This window comes from Paenibacillus baimaensis (genome assembly GCF_025567575.1).
Genome location: NZ_JAOQIO010000094.1, coordinates 430948 through 453314, shown reverse-complemented (window position 1 = coordinate 453314; position 22367 = coordinate 430948). Strand labels below are relative to the sequence as shown.

At 45.5% G+C, this 22367-nt stretch carries 17 protein-coding genes; 1 reads left to right on the top strand and 16 read right to left on the bottom strand.

The features are described 5' to 3' along the window. Position 1 precedes the first annotated feature (1 nt). From OB236_RS25785 to OB236_RS25720, 14 genes are all read right to left on the bottom strand, one after another. Positions 2-1570, bottom strand: coding sequence for an acyl CoA:acetate/3-ketoacid CoA transferase (locus tag OB236_RS25785; protein WP_262686518.1), 1569 nt, complete (start codon positions 1568-1570; stop codon positions 2-4). Positions 1571-1590: 20 nt separating this feature from the next. Next, on the bottom strand, positions 1591-2754 hold the full coding sequence (locus tag OB236_RS25780; protein WP_262686517.1) for an acyl-CoA dehydrogenase family protein: 1164 nt from the start codon (positions 2752-2754) through the stop codon (positions 1591-1593). Positions 2755-2839: 85 nt separating this feature from the next. Continuing rightward, positions 2840-3859 carry a Gfo/Idh/MocA family protein gene (locus OB236_RS25775; RefSeq protein ID WP_262686516.1) on the bottom strand — a complete coding sequence of 340 codons (1020 nt, stop codon included), beginning with the start codon at positions 3857-3859 and terminating at the stop codon, positions 2840-2842. 48 nt (positions 3860-3907) lie between these two features. Then, a complete protein-coding gene (locus tag OB236_RS25770) occupies positions 3908-5113 on the bottom strand; it encodes a CaiB/BaiF CoA transferase family protein (protein WP_262686514.1) in 1206 nt (401 codons plus the stop codon). Positions 5114-5235: 122 nt separating this feature from the next. Beyond that, positions 5236-7239 carry a (Fe-S)-binding protein gene (locus OB236_RS25765; protein ID WP_262686513.1) on the bottom strand — a complete coding sequence of 668 codons (2004 nt, stop codon included), beginning with the start codon at positions 7237-7239 and terminating at the stop codon, positions 5236-5238. A gap of 47 nt (positions 7240-7286) precedes the next feature. Further along, entirely contained in the window at positions 7287-8258 is a 972-nt protein-coding gene (locus tag OB236_RS25760) for an electron transfer flavoprotein subunit alpha/FixB family protein (RefSeq protein ID WP_262686512.1), read from the bottom strand. 35 nt (positions 8259-8293) lie between these two features. Continuing rightward, the gene (locus OB236_RS25755; RefSeq protein WP_262686511.1) at positions 8294-9064 is read right to left on the bottom strand and encodes an electron transfer flavoprotein subunit beta/FixA family protein; all 771 of its coding nucleotides are present in this window, start codon (positions 9062-9064) and stop codon (positions 8294-8296) included. A 310-nt stretch (positions 9065-9374) separates the two neighbouring features. After that, positions 9375-10712, bottom strand: coding sequence for a sulfatase family protein (locus OB236_RS25750; RefSeq protein WP_262686510.1), 1338 nt, complete (start codon positions 10710-10712; stop codon positions 9375-9377). Between the two features lie 31 nt (positions 10713-10743). After that, positions 10744-11571, bottom strand: coding sequence for a carbohydrate ABC transporter permease (locus tag OB236_RS25745; protein WP_262686509.1), 828 nt, complete (start codon positions 11569-11571; stop codon positions 10744-10746). A gap of 12 nt (positions 11572-11583) precedes the next feature. Continuing rightward, positions 11584-12885 carry a carbohydrate ABC transporter permease gene (locus OB236_RS25740; protein WP_262686508.1) on the bottom strand — a complete coding sequence of 434 codons (1302 nt, stop codon included), beginning with the start codon at positions 12883-12885 and terminating at the stop codon, positions 11584-11586. Between the two features lie 98 nt (positions 12886-12983). Beyond that, positions 12984-14297 (bottom strand): ABC transporter substrate-binding protein, encoded by a 1314-nt coding sequence (locus OB236_RS25735; protein ID WP_262686507.1) that lies wholly within the window; start codon positions 14295-14297, stop codon positions 12984-12986. A 128-nt stretch (positions 14298-14425) separates the two neighbouring features. Next, a complete protein-coding gene (locus OB236_RS25730) occupies positions 14426-15442 on the bottom strand; it encodes a LacI family DNA-binding transcriptional regulator (RefSeq protein WP_262686506.1) in 1017 nt (338 codons plus the stop codon). 351 nt (positions 15443-15793) lie between these two features. Continuing rightward, entirely contained in the window at positions 15794-16945 is a 1152-nt protein-coding gene (locus OB236_RS25725; RefSeq protein ID WP_262686505.1) for an MFS transporter, read from the bottom strand. Positions 16946-16980: 35 nt separating this feature from the next. Beyond that, positions 16981-17535: a PadR family transcriptional regulator gene (locus tag OB236_RS25720; protein WP_262686504.1), complete on the bottom strand. Its 555-nt coding sequence runs from the start codon at positions 17533-17535 to the stop codon at positions 16981-16983. 379 nt (positions 17536-17914) lie between these two features. On the opposite strand from OB236_RS25720, the gene OB236_RS25715 reads away from it, so the two are divergent. Continuing rightward, positions 17915-18382: an Lrp/AsnC family transcriptional regulator gene (locus tag OB236_RS25715; protein ID WP_262686503.1), complete on the top strand. Its 468-nt coding sequence runs from the start codon at positions 17915-17917 to the stop codon at positions 18380-18382. Here OB236_RS25715 and OB236_RS25710 read toward each other — a convergent pair. After that, entirely contained in the window at positions 18360-19574 is a 1215-nt protein-coding gene (locus OB236_RS25710) for an MFS transporter (RefSeq protein ID WP_408638514.1), read from the bottom strand. The two genes, OB236_RS25715 and OB236_RS25710, sit on opposite strands and share 23 nt — an antisense overlap. A gap of 277 nt (positions 19575-19851) precedes the next feature. Then, entirely contained in the window at positions 19852-22356 is a 2505-nt protein-coding gene (uvrA, locus tag OB236_RS25705) for an excinuclease ABC subunit UvrA (protein ID WP_262686502.1), read from the bottom strand. Positions 22357-22367 lie beyond the last annotated feature (11 nt).

Genomic DNA, 22367 nt, shown 5'->3' with positions numbered 1-22367 from the left:
ATTATCTTGCCTCTTTTCCTTTTAATTCGTCTTTTAAATTCATCTGATTCGCGTTGAAAATTCGAGCATCCATCAAGGGAACCTCAGACGGTACGATAACTGGAAAATCGATTTTATCAAGAACATCACATTGAATATCCACTCCCGGTGCGATCTCCATCAGCATGATTCCATCCGGCGTCAAATCAAATACGGCTCGTTCTGTAATATATTTCGCTGTTTGTTGGCGCTCCAGGGCATACCCGCCGGACCATGTAATTTGCTCTACATCTTGAATGAATTTTTTAATGGAACCATCCTGATGGATGACCAATTTACCGTCTTCAATTCGAACATCGCTTTTTCCGGCTGTTAATGTACCTAGGAAAAATACTTTTTTGGCATTTTGGGTGATATTAATAAAACCTCCCGGGCCAACAATTTTATTGCCGAACCGGCTGACATTGACATTCCCATGCCGATCGACTTCCGCAAATGATAGAAATGCCAAATCCAGACCACCGCTGTCGTAAAAATCGAATTGATACGGTTGATCGATCATAGCCTCATAATTGGTCGCAGCTCCAGCGTCATTCCCCAAAGCAGGTACACCTCCAATTAAGCCTTGCTCGACGGTTAAAGTAAGATCGTTATAAAAGCCTTCTTCAGCTGCAACCAAGGATATTCCGTTCGCAACGCCAAAACCCAGATTCACAACAGCATCCTTAAACAATTCCATGGCTGCTCTACGGGCAATGATCTTTCTTGAATCAAGAGGAAGAACTGCTATTTCACTATCCAGCTTATGAATGTATCCGGCGTAGGCTGGGTCAAATTTCGTGACATATGTTTGCCAAGGCTCTTTATCAACCACAATATAGTCAACAAGAATGCCGGGAACTTTAACCTGCTTCCCCTGTAAGGTGCCATTTTTGGTGAGACGTTCCACTTGAGCAATCACGATTCCGCCCGTCCGACGCGCAGCCGTAGCAATAGATAGATTTTCACCGAATACGGCCTCGTGTTCCATTGTCAGGTTTCCCTTTTCATCAGCTGTTGTAGCCCGAATAAAAGCAACATCAATCTTGATGGTTTTGTACCGTAAATATTCTTTGTTATCAATTTCAACAACCTCCACTAAATCCGGACCTCGTTTGCTCCCTTGCTGTCCACCTTGCAAGCGAGGATCGATAAAAGTATGCAGTCCAGTTGTCGTAATTAATCCCGGACGTCCGCCTGCCATTTCCCTGGTCAATTGAGAAAGAACTCCCTGTGGGAATGTGTACGACTCGATTTCGCCCGATAATGCCATATCTGCAATCCGGGGACTATTGGTTAGCGTGCCGCATATTGAGCGTTTAATTAATCCCGAGTGCGCCAATCGATTCATTCCGGCTTCTTTCCAATCGCCTATCCCTACAGCATGGGCACATGTAAGGCTGCGCGGGAAACCAGATTTGACAAAACGGCCCTCAAGCCCTTCAATTAGCTTTTCAGGAACGGCATGACCACCTCCCGATCCCCCAATCCAAAGCGTATCATTGTCTTTAATTAGTGCTGCTGCTTCTTCGGTTTTGATAATTTGAACCATAACCTCCACTCCCTTACCATTTAATTGCAAGTAAATTCTTTATATTCCTTTAAAACACTGCGCATAATAATCAGACGATGAATTTGTGATGTCCCGTCATATATCTGACATATTTTAGCATCCCGCATGAACCTTTCTAAGGGGTATTCCTTGCTGTAACCGTATCCTCCGAAAATCTGAACGGCATTGGTCGTATGCATCATCGCATTGTCGGAGCAAAAATATTTGGCCATAGAAGCCTCTTTGGTATAAGGAATGCCGGCATCTCGATACTGAGCAGCTCGATAGAGTAAAAGTCTTCCCGCTTCAATCTCTGTTGCCATTTCCGCCAGCATAAAACCGACGCCTTGAAAATTTCCAATAGGCTGACCAAATTGTTTGCGATTAGCCGCATAATTCGACGCTAATTCAAAAGCTGCCTGGGAAAGACCTAACGCACACGCAGCTACATCAAGACGAGTACCATCAAGGCCGGACATCATAATTTTAAAGCCTTGGCCTTCTTCACCGAACATATTCTCCTTCGAAATCGTACAATCATCGAAATACACGGAGCTGACCGGTACGCCATGCTGTCCCATCATCGATTCTTTGGGACCTACCTTCAATCCCGGCGTCCCTTTTTCAACGATAAAGCAGGTGAGACCATGTACCCCTTTTGTGGGATCGGTTGATGTCAGGACAATCAGCATATCGGACACAGGAGCCAAAGTAATAAAACATTTACTGCCGTTAATGACCCAGTTATCTCCGCTTCTAACCGCACTCGTCTTAATACTCGCTGCATCCGAACCAGAATCCGGTTCCGTGATCGCAAAGCCTCCGATTTGTTTCCCACTGCTTAAAGCAGGAATCCATCGCTGTTTTTGTGCCTTACTACCAAATCGATGAAGAAGGCCAAGATGAAGATGAATAGCGCCTATAACGTTACTGACCGCTGCGCTTGCTCGAGATATCTCCTCATTGCACATCACGGATGCTAAAGTTCCGCAGTCAATCCCTCCTTCTTCTTCGCTGAGCTCCATACTTAAAATACCAAGCTCGCCGGCCTTTTCAACAATGTCAGGGAAAAATTCGTCCTTTTCATCGATTTCTTTGGCACGGGGTGCGATAACCTCTACTGCAAAATGACGGACCATGTCTCGAATTTCTTGATTCGTCTCATCTACTTGAAAATTCATCATACGACACTCCTTTAATTGACCATATGTTATTAACTAATCATTGACGGTAAACTCTGCCGATTTAGCGAAAGACGTAGTTACATGGTTAAAGCCTGATTGCTTTGCCAGCTCGTGAAGACTCGTAGATCGCCTCCAGTATAGTAAAGGTTTTGGCCGCTTCATCACCGGTAACAACAGGTGTGGATTGATTGCGAATGGCCGACCATACATCCTTATATTGTGCTTTCAATGAAGCAACAGATATGTTCCCATGATCCAAATTCGTCTCACCCTTTAATCCATGGGTTATACTTTTCTCCTGATCTAATCTGGAGCTGTAAAAGGAGACTTCATCTCCCACGATGCTGATGGAGCCAGAGCTTCCGAATATATCGAGTTGGGATGGATATCCGGGATAAGTACCTGTTGTAGCGCTTATCATCCCATGTGCTCCACTTTTAAATTTCAGGCAGGCTACCGCGGTATCTTCGACTTCAATGTCGGTATGAACAGCTCTGTCCGTAAATCCGAACACCGCCTCTACATCCCCCATATACCATAGCATCAAGTCGATGGTATGGATCGCTTGAACGACGAGAACTCCCCCGCCAGCCAGGCTTTTGCTTCTGTGCCATGAATCATAATAGGACTTTGGCCTATGCCAATGAACGGTGCAGTTAGCTGTGATAAGCTTGCCAAGCTTTTGCTGGTCGATTTTCTCACGAAGAAATAATGCCGAAGGGTCAAATCGATGCTGGGATACGACAGATAGTTGTGTTCCCTTTTGCTTGCACAAATCTACATACGTTTTTATTTTGTTCATATCAACGCCAACTGGCTTCTCAGCTAAAATATGCTTGCCGTGGCTGGCACAAAGCGAAATCAATTCCTCGTGATAATACGGAGGGGTTAATAACACCACCAGGTTGATGTCAGGATCTGAAACCAAATCGATACTATTCGGATAAGATTTCGTATTTGTTGATTCAGCAATACGCGCTGCCAACGAAACGTCGCGATCAGTAACGCCTATAAGGTTCAGATCGGGCAATTCCTGAATCGCTTGGATGTGCGCCTTGGAGATGGCACCACAGCCTATAAGACCAACACCTATTTTCTCTCCCATACGAATCCCTCTTTCTATTGAAGTATGTTGTACCACCGCAAGGGTGGTCTAACCCTCTACTTTTAGATTATCTTTTTGCATAATTCGTACGACTCCCGTGCTTTCGAGTTCGTTGATTTGCTCCATCCCATATCCAAGCTCCGTTAATATTTCCTCGGTATGCTCACCTAATCTTGGTGGCACTCTGGTGACAGCCGGAACCTTACCATCATATTTCACGGGATGTGCTAGAAGCTTCACCGTCCCTGCTCGCGGGTGATCAAAACTGACGAAGGAATCGTTCCATACGACCTGCGGATCGTTCATCACTTTTTCATAATTGTTGACTTCCGCATACCATATACCAATCTCATCAAACACTTGTGACCAATGATCGAAATCCTCCTTCTTCAGATGTTCCGTAACTCTGGAATTAATAAACTCACGCTTTTTGTATTGATCACTCGAAGTCCATTGCAGAAAATCATTGTCCGAAAAAGCTTTGGATAAATGACTCAATGAATTCATAGATAAACATATATGCCTGTCTGCCGTCTCATAAATGCCGTAAGGCGCTTGATGGAATTTCGTTGCAATACCCGAAGCACTCCGATCATAAAGTGTCGCATTGTTCGCAAAATAATTGATCGGTTCAATTTGCAAGTCAAGAGCTGCGCTGAGCAAGTTGCTTTCCACTTTTTTTCCGATGCCCGTTTTTGTTCTTTCATATAGCGCCACCAGCACACCCATTGCAGCCAATACAGCAGCATGTTGATCGACGATTGCCGTCCCGACCGGAATAGGCGGGTCACCGCTGCGTCCGCTTAGCATCGCCAATCCGCTCATTGATTGAATTAACAAATCTTGTCCAGGCCTATCTTTGTAAGGGCCAGAAGATCCAAAACCGGAGCATGAGCAATATACAATGCCCGGATTGAACTCGGATACCGCTTCATATCCGAACCCCAGCCGATCCATAACGCCTGGTCGAAAATTCTCGACGATCACATCCGCCTGCTTCATTAAATCCCAAATAATCGCTTTGCCTGCTTCATCCTTAAGATCGATACTTAAGCTCCGTTGGTTTCTTCCAGCCAGCAAAAAGAAAACGCTCTCAGAATGAATAAATGCTTCTGCCCCAGCCCATTGTCGCTCAAAGGCACCATTGACGTTCTCAATTTTAATGACATCTGCACCTAAATCACCTAAAATTTGCACTGCTGACGGGCCCTGAAGAAAGTGAGTGAAACTTAACAATTGAATATCCTTTAGCATGCGCCTCACCTCTATCACACATTTTTGTAACAGGACAAAACGGAATTTATTAGTAAACCGGTACACTACAATAGTGTAGTATTTTACTGTTTTACTGTCAATATTATTCTTTTGAACACTGATTATAAGGATCTTTCGACAATTTCCGTAATATCCAATGCTTTAACTGTGTTATCAGCTTCTTTGGCTTTGATCCCATCACTAAACATCGTCAGGCAATACGGACAATTTGACCCAATGATCGTCGGGTTCAGTTGAATCGCCTGTTCCGTCCGTTCGATGTTGATACGCTTCCCTTGCTTTTCTTCCAGCCACATCATCCCACCGCCAGCACCGCAGCATAATGCGTCCTGCCGGTTGCGTTCCATTTCAACGATCTCAATCCCGGGAATCATCCTTAAAATCTCGCGCGGAATATCATAGATATGGTTATAACGCCCAATATAACAAGAATCATGATAAGCAACGATTTCTTTGACTTCCTTGGTAGGTTGGATGCGTCCTTCCTGTAACAGCTTCCAGATAATTTCGGTATGATGAAATATTTCTGCCTTCAAACCAAATTCGGGATACTCATTTTTAAATGTGTTATACGTATGCGGGCATATCGTTACTATCTTTTTGATATCATAGAACCGGAAGACTTCAATGTTTTCCTGACATAGCTGCTGGAACAAGAACTCATTACCCATACGTCTAGCCGTGTCCCCGGAATTAACCTCCTCATTACCCAACACAGCGAACTTAATGCCGGCAACATTAAGAATCCTGGCAAACGATTGTGCGATTTTTTGGCTTCTGAGATCAAAAGAGCCCATAGACCCCACAAAGAATAAATATTCGAATTCGACAACCTCATCGATTATAGGAACCACGATGTCATCCCTTCCTTCTCGCCAACGAATCCTCTCATTCCTGTTAATGCCCCAAGGATTGCTTTGTCGCTCAATGTTTTGGAAGTACCGAGAAGCCTCTGACGGCATTTTCCCTTCAGTAAGCACCAAATATCTGCGCATATCTACAATCTTATCGACATGTTCGTTGGCTACCGGACACTGGTCCTCACAATTGCGACATGTTGTACATGCCCACAGCTCTTCCTCTGTAATGACATCTCCGATCAGATTTGCTGAAGCATTGCTTTGACTGGGAGCCATACCTGGAATCCATGGATTCCGGGAGGTGACCGCGGCTCCTTTATCCGTAAGGTGGTCTCTCATTTTCACAATAAGATCCATAGGAGATAGCGTCTTACCGGTACCCGAAGCCGGACACATATTCGTACAGCGACCGCACTCTACACAGGCATATAGATCAATAAGCTGATTTTGTCGAAAATCTTCAATTTTCCCAACCCCGTAAACCTCCTGCGTTTCGTCCTCAAAGCTAATGGTTGTCAATTGGCCTGCGGGCTTGGAGTCGCGTAAATAAATGTTAACTGGCGCAAAAAACACATGTGCATGCTTGGATTGTGGCACATAAACTGCAAACGCAAGCAGCGTGATCAAATGAACATACCAAAATACATAAAACCATGCTGCCGCCGCATGAGTGCTCATGCCTTGAAACAAAGAAGCAATCGCTGATGAGATCGGAGCCGCAAATGCGCCCGAATGTCCTAGCCAAAGTTGTTCAAAGGACAGGCTCATCAAGATGGAGAACATTAAAACCGATAGAAAGATAATGACTATTCCGGATTTGAATGTACGGTTCAATCGCTCCAATTTTTCGATATAACGCCGATAAAAAGCATACAGCGTAGCCAAAAGCACTAGAAAAGTTGTGATTTCCTGAAGGAAACTGAAATAGGGGTGTGTATCTCCCAGCGGATATTCGAACCCTTTGAAAAAACCTTTTAGAATCAGCTCCAGGGCTCCAAACTGTAAAATGATAAAGCCATAAAACATAATAACGTGCATCATTCCGCTTTTCTTGTCTTTTAATAATTTCTTTTGTCCGAAAACATTAACGAGCACTTCATGGATACGTTGTGCATAATCTTTTTGTAAATTCGCAGGTTTCCCCAATTTAATAAATGAAACACGGCTGTAGATCAAATTCGCGAATATATATAGCGCACAACCTGTTAAAAGGAGGACAACAACAAAGTTGAACAGGGATACCATACGTCCACTCCTTTCTTTCCCTTACAAAATGATTCTGAAATGTAAGCTTAATGGCTCAACTTTCGCAGCTTTTCCCTCAGGATAGGAATGACTTGAGATAAATCGCCAACGATTCCATAATCGGCGACTTTAAAAATCGGGGCTTCCGGGTCAGTATTAATAGCAACAATAGCTTTCGAGTTGGACATCCCTGCTATGTGCTGGATCGCGCCGGAAATCCCGCAGGCCAAATAGAGATCGGGGGTAACCACTTTCCCCGTTTGACCGATCTGTAATGAGTAATCGCAGTATCCGGCGTCACAAGCTGCACGTGAAGCCCCGACAGCACCTCCAACCACTTCGGCTAATTCGTAAAGTGGTTTAAAGCCATCTGCGCTCTTAACCCCTCGCCCACCCGAAACAATAATTTTCGCTTCGCTGAGGTCAATGCTGTCCGATGCTTTGCGGATGACACTTTTCAGCTCGGTTCGAACGTTTCTATGCTCGATAGCGTAGTTAATAATTTCTGCAGTACGACTCGTGTCAGGTTCCTCAATTCGGATGTTGTTGGGGCGTATGGTAGCCATAATAATCCCCTCTTTAATCCTTGCTTTGTGAAAAGCTTTACCTGAATAAATCGGGCTCGTACATACAACGGAGTCTCCATTTACCTCGATGTCAATACAATCGGAAATCAAGGCTGTTCCTATATGGGCTGCAAATAGCGGCGCTGCATCTTTGCCGATAGAGGTATGTCCGAGCAATATGGCATCCGGATTTACTCGGCTACTTATAGTCGCGAGTGCGTCACAACAAAGCTCAGTGGGATTGTTATCTTGTTGATTGGAGGAAACCGCGAATATTTGATCTGCTCCATAATGAGCCAATAGACTGAACAATTCTTGATTGTTATTATCGATGATAATTGCAGTAACTTTACCACCATCTGCCATCCTTTTTGCTGCACTGAGCACTTCCAGGGATACTTTTCTTAATTTCCCATCACGTATTTCGGTTACAACCAGAACGTTTTTTGTCATCTCTTTTCAATCCTTCCTATGGTTAATAACGTTAATTAATTCAGCTTTAATAGATTAGGAAAAAGTGCGATCAACTGGTCTACTTGCTCATCAGCATCGCCCTCCAGCAGTTTAACCTCACCTTTCTTCGGAGGCAAATACACATCAACATATTCTATCATCGAGTTCACATCCTCCGTGGAAAGACCCAAATCCTGCAGGGAATATCGATCGATGCTCTTTTTCTTCGCCTTCATAATACCTGGTAAAGATGGATAACGGGGTTCGTTTAATCCCTGCTGTGCAGTAATCAGGATAGGCAATGACGATTCTATGTTCTCCGTATTCCCTTCTGCATCTCTTTGTGCCAGCACCTTGTTTCCATCAATTTTCAAGTTCGTCACCGCAGAAATAAAAGCAATATCCAACTCTTGCGCTACACGGGGACCCATTTGTGTCGACCCATTATCAATGGTCATGTATCCACCCAGAATGATATCAAAGGACCCCTTTTTTTTAATTGCAGCAGCTAATATTTTGGACAATACGTAATCATCCTGTATAGACGATTCATCCTCTACACATACAGCGAAGTCAACCCCCATTGCCAATGCATGACGCAGAGCGCTATCCGTGCGAGCCGGCCCTATAGCCACAACTGTTACTTCTCCGCCATGGGATTCTTTTAACTGAAGCGCCTCCTCAACCGCATATTCATCATAAGGGTTAAGAATAAATTTGACCCCGTCTTCGTTAATTTTACCGTCTTGCAGCGTAATTTTTTCTTCCGTGTCTAAGGTTTGCTTGATTAATACGATAATATTCATTAAGACTCATCCTTTCTGACATAAATAAAATATTTAGTGTACCGGTTTACTAATTGTTATTTTTCTAGATTAAATAAACTAGATCAACGTACCCTTAGAAAAATAAAAATTTCGTTTAGATTACTAATCAGCGACGATGTTTAATTGTGTGATAGAAATATAAAATTTAGTAAACCGGTTTCCTCATCATTATATTTCGTGATGTTTTATGTGTCAATCCCCTTTTCACAAGATCAAACTAAAAAACCTCTGAAATTACAGAGGTTTTAGTTTGTATCTTATTATATTGCATTGAAGTATGATCTCACCGCTACTTTTTAGCTCCATAAGCGGACCCGTTATCCAATTGCTCCTGCCACTCCGGTGCTGCAAGTCCCGTCACCGTTCCATTCAGGAGAGGATCATTCGTAGTCTTCATCCAAACCTCCACCTTGTCTCGAAGCTCTTTCAATACCTGTTGGTATTCCGGAACGTGGACAAGATTGTTAGTTTCAAGAGGATCATCCTGCAAGCTGTACAGCTCCTCCGGCACATTAGGCTTGTAGTATTCCTCCCTTACGACTTGCCCCGAAAGGCTGCGGTGAATGTCTAGAGGAAGATAAACAGAAGGTCCGTCTTCAAAGTTGCGGATATATTTATAGCTTTCTGTTCTAACGCCTCTCATCGGATGGTATTGATCATGCCAGGTCAATTCGGAAAAAAAATGGTCTCTTGGCTTTACTTGTGTGTCCGACTTAAACAAACCGAGAAAGCTGCTTCCATCAAGCCCCTGAGGAATTTCCGCTCCCGCAAATTCAAGCAATGTGGGCATTAAATCTATATTACAAAGCAGCTGATTCATTACAAGTCCTCCGGCTATCTGTCCGGGATAATACATAATTAAAGCCGTTTCCAAGCCCGCATCCATCAGCGTCCCCTTCGCTCTCGGGAAGGCTATACCGTGATCAGTCGTATAAATCACAAGCGTGTTATCGCTCAATCCGCTTTCTTCCAATCCACGGAGTATGCGGCCTATGCTTTGATCCAGCACTTTGGCAGAGCCGTGCAGCAGCGCAAAATCTTCCCGAACCTGGGGTGTATCCGGCAAATAAGATGGCGGCACTACTCTATCCACCGGGTCAGCGACCGCTTCATATTCATCAAAATCCCGATGTGTTTCAAAAAAGCCCACTGACGCAAAAAAAGGCTTTTCATCCTTGGCTTCAGCTTTTTCATGTAAATAGTCCAAGACCCTGTCAGCGACTTGAGGTCCCCTGTCTCCAGGAACCGGCAGTACCTTGTCATAACCAAGTTTGGAGGTGGATGAGGTTAATCGGCTGTCCGGTTCGTCTATCGTTTCATGGCTGAAGCCAATCAATGCTGTTTCGTAGCCTTGTTTGCCGAGCTCCTTAGGCAAGGTCGCTACACCCGGATGCATTGAAAATCCCAAATGGGCTAAACCGATCATCCCATGGTTATGCGGATACAATCCGGTCAATATACTTCCACGGCTCGGACTGCACTGGGGAGCGGGGCAAAAATATTGATCGAAGCGTACCCCCTTTTCCGCCAAAGCATCAATCGATGGGGTTTCTACTGTTCGGCCATAGCAGCCCAAATACCTACCTGTATCGTGTGATATCATAAATAAGATGTTAGGTTTTTTCATTGTTTTGTCTCCTCTTGGCTGCTGCGGCGCTTTATTCTTTCACTGCACCGGAGGTTAAGCCTGAAATAATATGTCTTTGGAATATAAGCACCAGGATGACGATTGGTATCGTTACCGTTATGGCCGCTGCCGAAATCTCGCCCCATGGAAAAGTAAATTCTCCCTGGAACATCGCAATACCTACAGGTACTGTCATCATATCTTGTTTGGAGTTGATCGTTAAAGCGAAGAGAAATTCATGCCAGGCGTCAACAAACACAATAATCGCGGTTGTAAATAGTCCAGGTGCTGCGAGAGGAAGCAGGATTTTCCAAAAGGTTTGCATAATCGAGGCTCCATCGACCTTGGCCGCTTCCTCAAGCTCGTACGGTATTTTTTGAAAAAAGGTTGTCATATACCAAATGGATAATGGCAGCGCGAACGTCGTATAAGGGATAATAAGTCCCAAATAAGTATTCCGCAGACCTGTAGCCTGCATAAACAAAAAAATCGGAGAAATCGTGGCAATTTGCGGAAACATCGAAACAGCAAGCAGTACGCCCAAAAAGACAGATTTCCCCCAAAAGTGAAGCCGGGCAATCGCATATGCCGCAAAGGACGCGACGATCAGACTGTAAATCATGGTCAGACCTGCTATCGAAAAGCTGTTGAGCAAATAACGGCCAAACGGATGATTAACAAAAACGCGAACATAGTTATCCCATGTATAACCAGGGACGAATATATCAAAAGCATACGTTCCATACAGATACGCAGTTTGCTTAATGGAAGCCAGGAAAATCCACATGAAAGGAAACATGGCCGCCCCCACAAAAACCGTGACACCTAAATAGAAAAGAAAGCCTGCTTTTTTAACCATTGCGCATACCTCCTAACTCCCGCGTTTGCTGACTGCATCGGCGCCTAATATTTTTACATAGATCATACATATGATGGCGATACATAGAAACACGATAACAGACAACGCAGAGCCTGCCCCAAAGTTAAGCTCGGAAAACATCGTTTTGTAAGCATAGATGGATATCGATTCTGTCGAATTGGCCGGTCCGCCACCTGTCAGCACATAAATCAGGTCAAATACACGGAAGGCATCCAGTGTACGAAACATGACCGCAACGAGGATCGTGGTTTTTAAAGAAGGCAGCGTAATATGAATGAACTGTTTCCACCGATTCGCTCCATCAACCTGGGCCGCCTCATACAAGGAGCCGGATATGGTTTGAAGTCCCGCCAGCAGCAGTAGAGCGACAAAGGGTGACGTCTTCCACGTATCCGCAAGAACAATAGAGAACATTGCTCCAGACTTGGTAGACAGCAATGTACTCATTTGTGGTATAAAGCCCGTTTCAGCAAACAGCTTTGCCACAATACCGTTCTGACCATCGTAGAGAAAGTGCCAGATCATAGCCGAAATGGCAGTTGGTGTAGCCCAAGGGATCAGAACCGCCGCTCGCACAAGACCGCGTCCCCGGAAAGAACGATTGATCAGGAGTGCTATCAGCAGGCCAAACAGCATTTCCATCGAAACGGCATAAACCGTAAACAAGGATGTATTACCGATAGATTGCCATAGACGACTATCCGTCAGAAATTTTTTATAATGGTCCAAGCCGACAAAGTTCGGTTCGATAAAGGTCCCTTGGAGTGCGTTCGTTAATCCAATCGCATCGTCAGGCCGTTTCATCATTCCTTTTTCTTTCAACTGCACCAAGCTGCTGCGAATGACACTAAGCTCAGATTTCATCCGGGCTGCCTTGTCATTATCGAGTTTCATGTATTTCAGCTGCTCTGGTACCGGTTTAAAATCATATAATAGCCTGTCAATCTGCTCATACCTGTCTTTTATCGCCGGGTCTGTCTCCAATTCCTTGCGGATTTGTTCCGTTTTCAATCTTAACGGCTCTAATTCGGTACCCGCTCGGCCACCTGCACCCGCCTCGGTCTCCAGTGTTTTTAATAATATCGGTAAGGTTTCTGCGTATTTCTCCATATCCAACGCGTACACGGTATGAATCTCGCTTTTAGTCGGATCGTTTAACCGAATATCATATAAACTGATCCAGATGGAACGCATAACCGGCCAAATGGCAATAGCACAAATTAAAAGCACTGCGGGCAAAATCAATACATAGGCCGTCCTGCTTTCTTTTGTTAAACCGATTCGTTTGAACATTTCGGGGTCACCTGCCTTTAGCCGTATCGTAACAGGAAAAAATGAAGAGTCATCCTGCTGTATGACCCTCCATTCTATTGTTATTTCGCCTCTTTATCTTACTTCGCAGCAACTGCCTGCTTGATTTGTGTTTCCAGGTTAGTTAAAGTCTGTTCCGGTGTTTGCTCGCCTGCAATCGCTTTGGACACTTCCACTTGGATAATGCCGGAGATTTTTGCATATTGCGGTGTAATTGTCCTTGGAATCGCGCTGCTCAGACCGTTAACAAAATCACGATTCGCAAACAATGGGCTTGCTTTCTGCACGTCAGCATCGTCAAACAGTGGAAGATAGGTAGGCGTTTGTGTGCTGTTGATTGCGATTATCTTCTCCCCCTCAGCGCTGACCATGAATTTCAGGAACTCCCATGACTCCTTCGGATGCTTGGAGTATTTGTTAATTGCTGCAAGCCAACCTCCCAGTGCAGCCGCTGAACGCGCATCTCCTGAAGGAAGTGGAGCGATGCCAACATTGCCAGCTACCTTGGATACTTTCGGATCATTTGCTTGTGCGTATAAAGCCGGCCAATGGCGGGCGAACACAGCACTTCCTTCCATGAATGCGGTCAAGGTTTCTTTTTCCGTAAAGGTGTTCAGATTCGACGGTACTGCAGGAGACTTGGCGATTCTCACAAGCTGCTTCAATCCCTTAAGCGATTCTGGGCTGTTCACGGTTACATTGCCTTTATCATCGATAATTTTACCGCCGTAAGCACTAACCAGTTCTGTAAAACTGACCGATAATCCCTCATACTGCTTCGCTTGCGTAACAAAACCGTACTGAGTACCACCTTGGCCCTTCAACTGCTCTGCCTGCTTGATCAGATCATCCCAGGTTTTTGGTACGTCTTTCACCAAATCTTTCCGGTAGTACAACAACCCTGAGTTATTATAGCGTGGAAGCGCCCATTGCTGGCCGTTGAAATATCCGGATTCGACTCCTGCTTTAAGGTATTTGCTCAGATCTACATTATCGTCTTTGATCAACCGGTCAAGTGGAAGGATAAATCCGGCTTGTGCGAACTCCGCTGGCCATACCACGTCCAGATTGATAACATCCACCTCCGCCGATTTGCCGCCCAAAATCGTTACGAGCTGATCATGTGTTTGCGAAGAGTCATTCGGGAAGTCGCGCAATTCCACTTCAATATTAGGAAACTTTGCCTGGAACGCCGCAACTAGCTTTTTCGTTCCCTCGGTTTGATCTGCACCTTGTCCGAATACAATTTTCACCTTTTCAGCCGATGGTTTGGTTTCTTTCGTTGGACTGCTGTCTTGAGGAGCAGCTTGTTTGGAAGGAGCTTCTCCGCCGCAGGCAGCAAGCCCCGCAGACATGGATACAATTAATGCTGTGTTCAATAATTTGTTCTTCATTTGTTTTCAGACCTCCAAATTAGTTTTGTTTTCATTTTTATAAAAAAGAATGAAAGCTTCTCTGAAAAGCTTTTCAGAAACTGCAAGGCTCTTCATCAGAACCCCTTTCCAGTCTCCATTCTCAATTGCTACACCTGATTAAATTGTTTAACCGAATCCCGTTCCACGATCCAGTGGTTCATATAGGACCTCATTTCATCCAACGCAACGCCATTTATTAAACTGTCCAACATTTTAATTGCCTGCGAACCCATCTCATACAGAGGCTGGGCAACTGTAGTCAGCTTTGGGAAACACATTCCCGCCATCCGCGTGTTGTCAAAGCCGATTACTGAAACTTCATCCGGTATTTTCACCTTGTGTTCATGCAGATAGGAAATCGCCGCAAGTGCTCTTTCGTCACTAGTTGCAAATACGGCCGTCATCTCTGGGAACTTCGTATGTAATGCTTTCATCGCCTTGTAGCTGTCTTCAAAAAGGTATTTGCCATATTCAATGCGATCCTCCGGAACAAGTTCGATGTTATGTGCTCTATGAGCACGCAGAAAACCTTGAATTCTTGGCAAACCGGATATCGGATCGAGCATTGAACCACTGATCATTCCAATCTTCGTATGACCCTTCTTGATCAAATAATCAGTCGCATCATAGGCTGCTTGCTCGTCATCGACCTTGACCGATGGAATATCATACTCCAGACTGTGGGTAGCAGCAAGAACGATAGGGATATTTAAGCGTTTGAATACTTCATAGCTATCCGGAAATATAGGTTCACTGGTGAACACGATGCCGTCGATCTGCTTTTCGCTTAACACTTTCAGACTGGATAGCCTTCGCTCTTCATTATTATCCGTATTGCATATGATCAAGTTATTACCGCTTTCATGGGCCGCATCTTCCATACCCTTGATCACTTCCGCATAAAACAAGTTGGATATATCTGGAATGAGGACACCTAAAGTCTTCGTTCGTTTGTGAATCAGACCTATTGCCAAAGCATTAGGTGAATAATTCAGTTCCTTGACCGCCTGTAATACCTTATCGCGCTTATCTTTAACAACAATATCCGGATTATTCAATACTCTTGAGACGGTACTGATTGAGACATTGGCCATTCGGGCTACATCTTTAATGGTTGATTTCATTTAGTTTCACCTTATATTTGTAATGAAAAGCTTTTCACATCCATTATATCAAAGGTTTTTCGATTCAACCACTAAAATTCAGAATATAATTTGTTACTTAAGCAAGCTTCTATTCTTATACCAAGTATTATACTCGGTATTGTAAGTTTTTCAATAGGTAAATGAAATTTTTCCTTTTCACTTCTGTTTTCGCTGCTTGCGCCGTATTGGATTCTGATTTTCTAATAAACAAAAGCCCAGCCACAACACAAAAATAAAGTGTTAAGACTGGGTTTTGCTGCAGGTCAAAAACTCGTTTTTCCCACCATTCTAAAGGTTTTTACCTCTTGCATGCCTTGCAAGCTCTCTCCTTTAACCCGTATGAGTCCGTTTCTCCGACAAACGTCGATTAACAAATAGCATGAACACCCCTGCGGATACGAATACTGATACCGCACAAACGATGAACACAACCTTGTACCCGGTATATTGGGCAACCCAACCGAGAATGATCGAACCGAGTCCAATGCCGAGATCAAACGCGGTCATAAAAGAAGCACTGGCGACACCCCTTTTATCTGGAGGAGCTAGCGTAAGATTAGCCGCTTGAAGAGCTGGCTGCGCGGAACCGAAACCGATCCCGTAAAGAACGGCAGCGACAATAACACCGATCAGTCCGTTTGAGAAGCTCAGTACCACCAACGACAATGCTGTAACAATCAGGGCCGGCAATATCACATAGGCTTCGCCGAATCGATCGGAAAGTCTGCCTGCAACCGGCCTTGCCAGCGTTAGCGATACAGCGTATACCAAAAAGAATGTTCCGGAGTTTACCTGAATCGAAGCTCCGAATAACGGTAAAAAAGTCGTGATCCCGCCGTATGCGACAGCTACGAAGAAGAGCACTGCCGTAACGGGCAGTACGGATCTCTCGAATAATACGATCTTCCTATCGGTCGTTTGGGGGCTAAAAGGAATGCGGGTTGAAAAAACGAGTAATAATGCTGCAGCAGATAGGCCTGTTGCGAGTAAAAACAAGCCATGAAACGAGCTGTTCTCCAACACCCATATTCCCAGCATCGGACCTATCGCCATAGCGACCGTCATCGCCATGCCGAACCAACCCATGCCCTCCCCACGGCGCGAAGCCGGGATAATGTCCGTGATTGCAGTGCTGACTGCCGTCGTCGATAAAGCCCAACTGGCACCATGAAGCACGCGTAGAGCAAGTAAAATCGCCATTGTGCCTACCCAATCGTAAAGATACATCGAAAGGATAAAGAATAGCAGTCCCCAGATCATGAACGGTCTTCTGCCGTAACGATCCAGCAATCCCCCGACAATCGGACGAAAGACAACCGCCGTTAAAGTAAATACCCCTACCGCAAGTCCGACCTGCGATTCGTTGCCACCCATTTCTTTAATAAAAAGCGGCATTGTAGGCAAAAGCAAATAAAAACCCGTAAATAAGACCAGCATCCCCAACGTCATCTGGATAAAAGATTTCGTCCATATTCGTTCCATACGATCCTCCTTTTGACAAATGCCTTCATGTCCGATCATTCGTCCTGCTGTGTTCGGACTCGTTCGATTTCTTCCTTTATCCACTCGATTTCAACCTCGCCCAGACGCTTGCGATGATCGAATACCCGCAGCAGCTGGACGCGCTGCTTCTCAGGTTCCGGCTTTTGTATTAACAGATGCGACTCGAATTGTAATACATGTATTACGCTCCTCTCGAGAATAAGCAGATACTGTTTCAGACAAGCCAGGCGCACTTCTTTGTCCACATATTGAAAGTACACCATCTTGAACCGGAATGCATTTTGCGTTTCGGCATCCAGGATGAAATCAAGCGGCTCCGCCATCAACAGCTGAAAACGATCACGCCCTGCTTCGGTAATCTCATATATTTTTCTCGTTCGTCCTCCCTTCGTTTCCTCTTCGACCCGCAGATTGATCCATCCGCTTTCCGTCATGCGAGAGAGCAGTGGATACAAAGTCCCCGAACTGATCTTCCGACCAAGCCCGACCGCATTTTTAAGAACATCCTGCAGCATATAACCATGCTTCTCGCCCGTCATCAATTCTCCTAAGACAAACAATTCGTACAAGCCCGAATCACCACATTCCTATATGTGTCGTATCGATATATATTATATGTCGTATCGATATATTTATCTACTGTTTTTTCATTAAAAAAACGGCATCTCTGCCGTTATGGTATGAATATGAAAGGCAAATTATTATAAGCGCGATTTTCGAGCCGCCGCAAAGGATGTCGTACTTAGCCACAAGGCTCACACTGGTTATCACTATTTTGATCGAGGGAGTTGGTTATTTTACAAAGCATTGATTAATTTACCGAATATAGTTTAATATATTAATCAAACCGTTCATTTCATACCCTATAACCAGTTTACTATAGCAATGATACAAAGGAATACGATATATTTTGTTAAAATGACCTTAAAATTAAAGGAGGACATCCAAGTGGATCAAGTTGATAAACAAATCCTTTTCCATCTTCAAAATCAAGCAAGAATTTCGATGACAGAACTGGGTAAATCTGTTAATCTATCCCAACCTGCGGTAACAGAAAGAGTGCGACGCATGGAGGAAAAAGGAATTATTGAGGAATACCGCACCATCATTTCTCCCGAGAAAACGGGGAAACAAGCAGCTGCTTATTTCCTGTTTCAGACTAGAGAGTGTGATTCATTTCTCGAATTTGTCCGCACGTCTCCCCATGTCGCAGAGTGTCACCGGATAAGTGGGGAACACAATTATTTATTAAAAGTGATGACCGACTCCATTCGCTCTCTTGAACAGTTTGGCAATGACTGCAATAAATATGGCACGTACACGATTCTGATTGTCATGTCTTCACCTGTCGACCATAAACCTTTCATTCCAGCTGTTGAAGAATCAAATGAGCTCAACCATGCTTCTTTGAAGTGAACCCATGTTCTCTGGCGCTCCACGCTACCAGCAGAGCAAAGAGCAGCAAAATAAACAAGACCCACGGGAAGGAACGGACATCTATAGCTTCGAGTAAAATAGCGCCGATTAAGCCGCCCCCGCCGATGGCCAGATTCCATGCCGTTACCAGCATCGATTGGGCTACGTCTACACTCTCGCCAGCGGCTTCGGCCACTGCCGTTTGCAGCAGGGTACCCGCTCCGCCGAACGTCAGGCCCCACAAGGCAACCGCCAAATAGATCACAATAGGCTGACTGCTGCCAATGCCAAGCAGCATAGCGGCCAAGGCGAAAGCAGCAAGGCTGATCAGTACCAATCGACGCTGCATACGATCAATCCACATACCGGTAATCCAGAGCCCAACAATCGATGTCATGCCGAAAATAAGCAGTATCAAGTCAACGCGACGGGCAAGCCCGACCTGAGCAAGGTAAGGCGCAATATAAGTGTAAAGAATATTATGAGCCAGCACCCATACCAGAACAACAGCCAATACGGGGCGAATCCCCTTCATAACGAAAACTTTGTGGAGCGGTAATTTCTGTTCCGTTGACTGCCCTTCAAAGTCCGGCATCTTCCAGGATATCCAGGCAACCAGCAGTACAGTCAGCAGCGACATGATCCCGAACACTGTACGCCAGCCGACCATTGTGCCGAGGAATGTTCCGGCAGGAACACCGAGCGCCAGGGCGAGTGGCGAACCGACCATTGCCACTGCCAAGGCTCGCCCCTTGAGCGCATCCGGCACCATTCGACGGGCATAACCTGCTGCCATTCCCCATAAGACACCACCTGATACCCCAGCAAGGAAACGGGCAGCCAGCGTAAGTGTATAATTGGAAGACATAGCGGTGACGCTATTGAACACAAGAAAACCAACCATGATCAGCAGCAGCAGCGGCCGTCTCCGCCAACCTCTTGTTGCGGTTGTCAAAGGAATCGCGGCCAAGAGGGAACCGAACGCATACAAAGTAACTAGTTGACCAGCGAGGGCCTCCGAGATTCCCAGCCCTTCACTAATCTGGGGCAGCAAGCCGGCTGGAATGGTCTCAGTGAAGAGACAAATAAAAGCGGCCATAGCCAAGGCAAGTAAACCTGCCCATGGGAGACGGTCAGAAGACGTAGTGCTGGCGGTGGCACTTCGCGCGGCAGAAATATTGTGCTTTCTCAATTTGGAAACATCTCCTATTTAGATTTTGTGGATTAGTGAATCCATCTCCCAAGCGAGTATTCGCCGAGTAGGTATAAGTTTACAAAATAAATCCGCCATTTTACATACAGATATTAAGGCAATTATGACTCATGATCTACAATATTAAATTAAAAATTATACATTGACCTTTAATTTTAATGTTTTCTTATTAAAGGGCTTTCATCAAAAAAAGCTCAAGCGTCGTCTCCGCCTGAGCTTAGATATGTGTTTCCATTTCTCATACGAACTTCTGTGATCAAAGTCCTTGGGCCAAAACCCGTTTCAAGAACTTACCTGTGTAAGAAGCTGACACCTCGGCAACCTGCTCCGGTGTACCTTCGGCTACAAGCCGGCCACCCGCTGCACCTCCTTCCGGGCCAATATCAATCACCCAGTCAGATTCCCGGATTAGTTCCAAACTGTGCTCGACAACGACAACGGTATTTCCCGTTTCGACCAGCTTATTTAGCAGCACTTGAAGCTGTTTGATGTCAGACGGATGGAGGCCAGTTGTAGGCTCGTCCAACAAATAGAGTGTATGACTTTTGGACGGCTTACTCAGCTCTTTCGCCAGTCTGATCCGCTGTCCTTCCCCACCCGACAACGTTTTGACCGATTGGCCCCATTTCAGATAACCAAGCCCGACCTCACACAGCATCCCAATGATACCCGCAATCTTCGTCTCCGACTTGAGGATTGGCAGGCTTTCCTGCACCGACATATTCAGTAGATCCGAGATGGAGAAACCCTTATACTGGACGCTCAGCACCTCATCCGTAAACCTTCTCCCTTTGCAGTCGTGGCACTTTACCTCCAGATCCGGCAGGAAATTCATATCAACGGATAGCACACCCAAGCCTTGGCATGTCTCGCAACGACCTCCCGGAGTATTAAATGAAAAATGCTTCGAAGTCAGCTTTCGTTCCCTAGCTTCAGGCAATCCAGCAAACAACTGGCGCAGTTGTGTAAACACATCCGTATAAGTGGCGACATTCGAGCGTTGAATTCTCCCCATTGGCGTTTGATCAAAAATAACGATATTACCAACCTGCTCCAAACCCGTCATTTCTTTGCATCCCGTCTGCTCATTTCTTTTGGGATTTCCTTGTGCAAGGATATCGAATACAAGCGTAGATTTGCCTGATCCTGAGACCCCTGTTACGGAAACTAATCTGCCAAGTGGAAAGGAAACAAGCGGAATATGAATATTGCGAACCTGTGCCCCCTTGATCGTGATATATTGTCCACTCCCCTTCCTGCGGACGCGTGCAGAAGTCGGGAGACTTTCTTCTCTTAAATAAGCCCCCGTAACCGAAAGCTCGCTTGCTATCAAATCCTCCAGACTGCCTTGCCCTACTACGGTTCCGCCGTATACTCCAGCTCCAGGGCCGATATCGATAATGTGATCGGCAGCACGCATCATCTCGATATCGTGCTCGATAACAAGCACGGTATTGCCCAAATCTCGCAGCTCCTGCAGCACCCGAATAAGGCCAACTGTATCCCGGGTGTGAAGCCCCGTTGTTGGTTCATCCAGAATATACAGCACACCTGTCAAACCTGAACCAAGCAGCGATGCAAGCCGCAGCCGTTGTGCTTCTCCTCCGGACAGTGTTACGGTCTGTCGGTTCATAGAAAGATAGCTGAGTCCGACATCCATATTGCGTTTTAGCCTTGTAGGCATATCGTGGAGAATAGGCTCAAGCAGATGAAGCCCTTCGGGCGGAAGCGCCGCCTGCAATCCTTGGGTCCACTCGTATACATCACCGAGCGACCAATCCGAAACATCGGAGATTGAGGCGTCAGCTACATGAACTTGACGAATTTCTTTCTTCAGGCGAGCGCCAGAGCATCCTGGACATAGCTGTTCATGAAAAAAACCTCCGTCTTTTTCATGGCCGCTAGACTCACCCTCCTTCTCCTTGTAACGCCGCCACAAACCGGGAATGACACCTTCAAATTTAGTACCTTGGGCAGGCTTCACATTCGGATAATGGCGCTTGAATGCCTCGCTCTCCACTCCGTAGTACAGCAAGTCATGCTGAATATCACCGTATTCCTTCAAGGGCTGATCAGGGTCAAGGTCAAATCCATAATGCTTCGCGGCAGCCATTAATATGCGGATCTGTATATCCCGATGGACACCATTCAGAGAAGCGACTCCCCCGTCGCGCAAGCTGAGCTCCGGATTAAAAACCGCAGCTTCATTAATACTTGCCACATGACCAAGTCCACTGCAAGCTTCACAGGCGCCCTCAGGCTTGTTGAACGAAAAGTGGGACATTCCCAGCTTCTCAAGCTCTATATGGCAATGTGGGCAACGCATCATCCGCCGTTCCATGTCCTCGTCTTCCTCTGCCAGCAGTCCTGCAGGTTCAAAAGAAGGCGGGATGCTGCCGCTGCAAGAGGGACATATCCGATCACCCAGTCTGGAAAAAATAAAACGGACATACGTGTATATGTCTGTCACCGTCCCGACCGTTGAGCGCGGGTTGCGGTTGGTAACATGCTGTCCAACGCTGATGGAAGCGGACAAGCCTTCAATAGATTCGACCTTCGGCTTGCCGATCGAATCCGACGTCAAGCCCATGGATTCCATATACTGTCTTTGACATTCCCGCTGAAGCGTATCCATAGCCAATGTCGATTTGCCGGAACCCGATGGCCCTGTCAGCACAACCAGCTTGTACTTAGGAATCGAAAGCGAGACATTTTTCAGGTTATTCTCCCTTGCACCCTTGATAACAATGGATTCTTTCACAAAAATCCTCC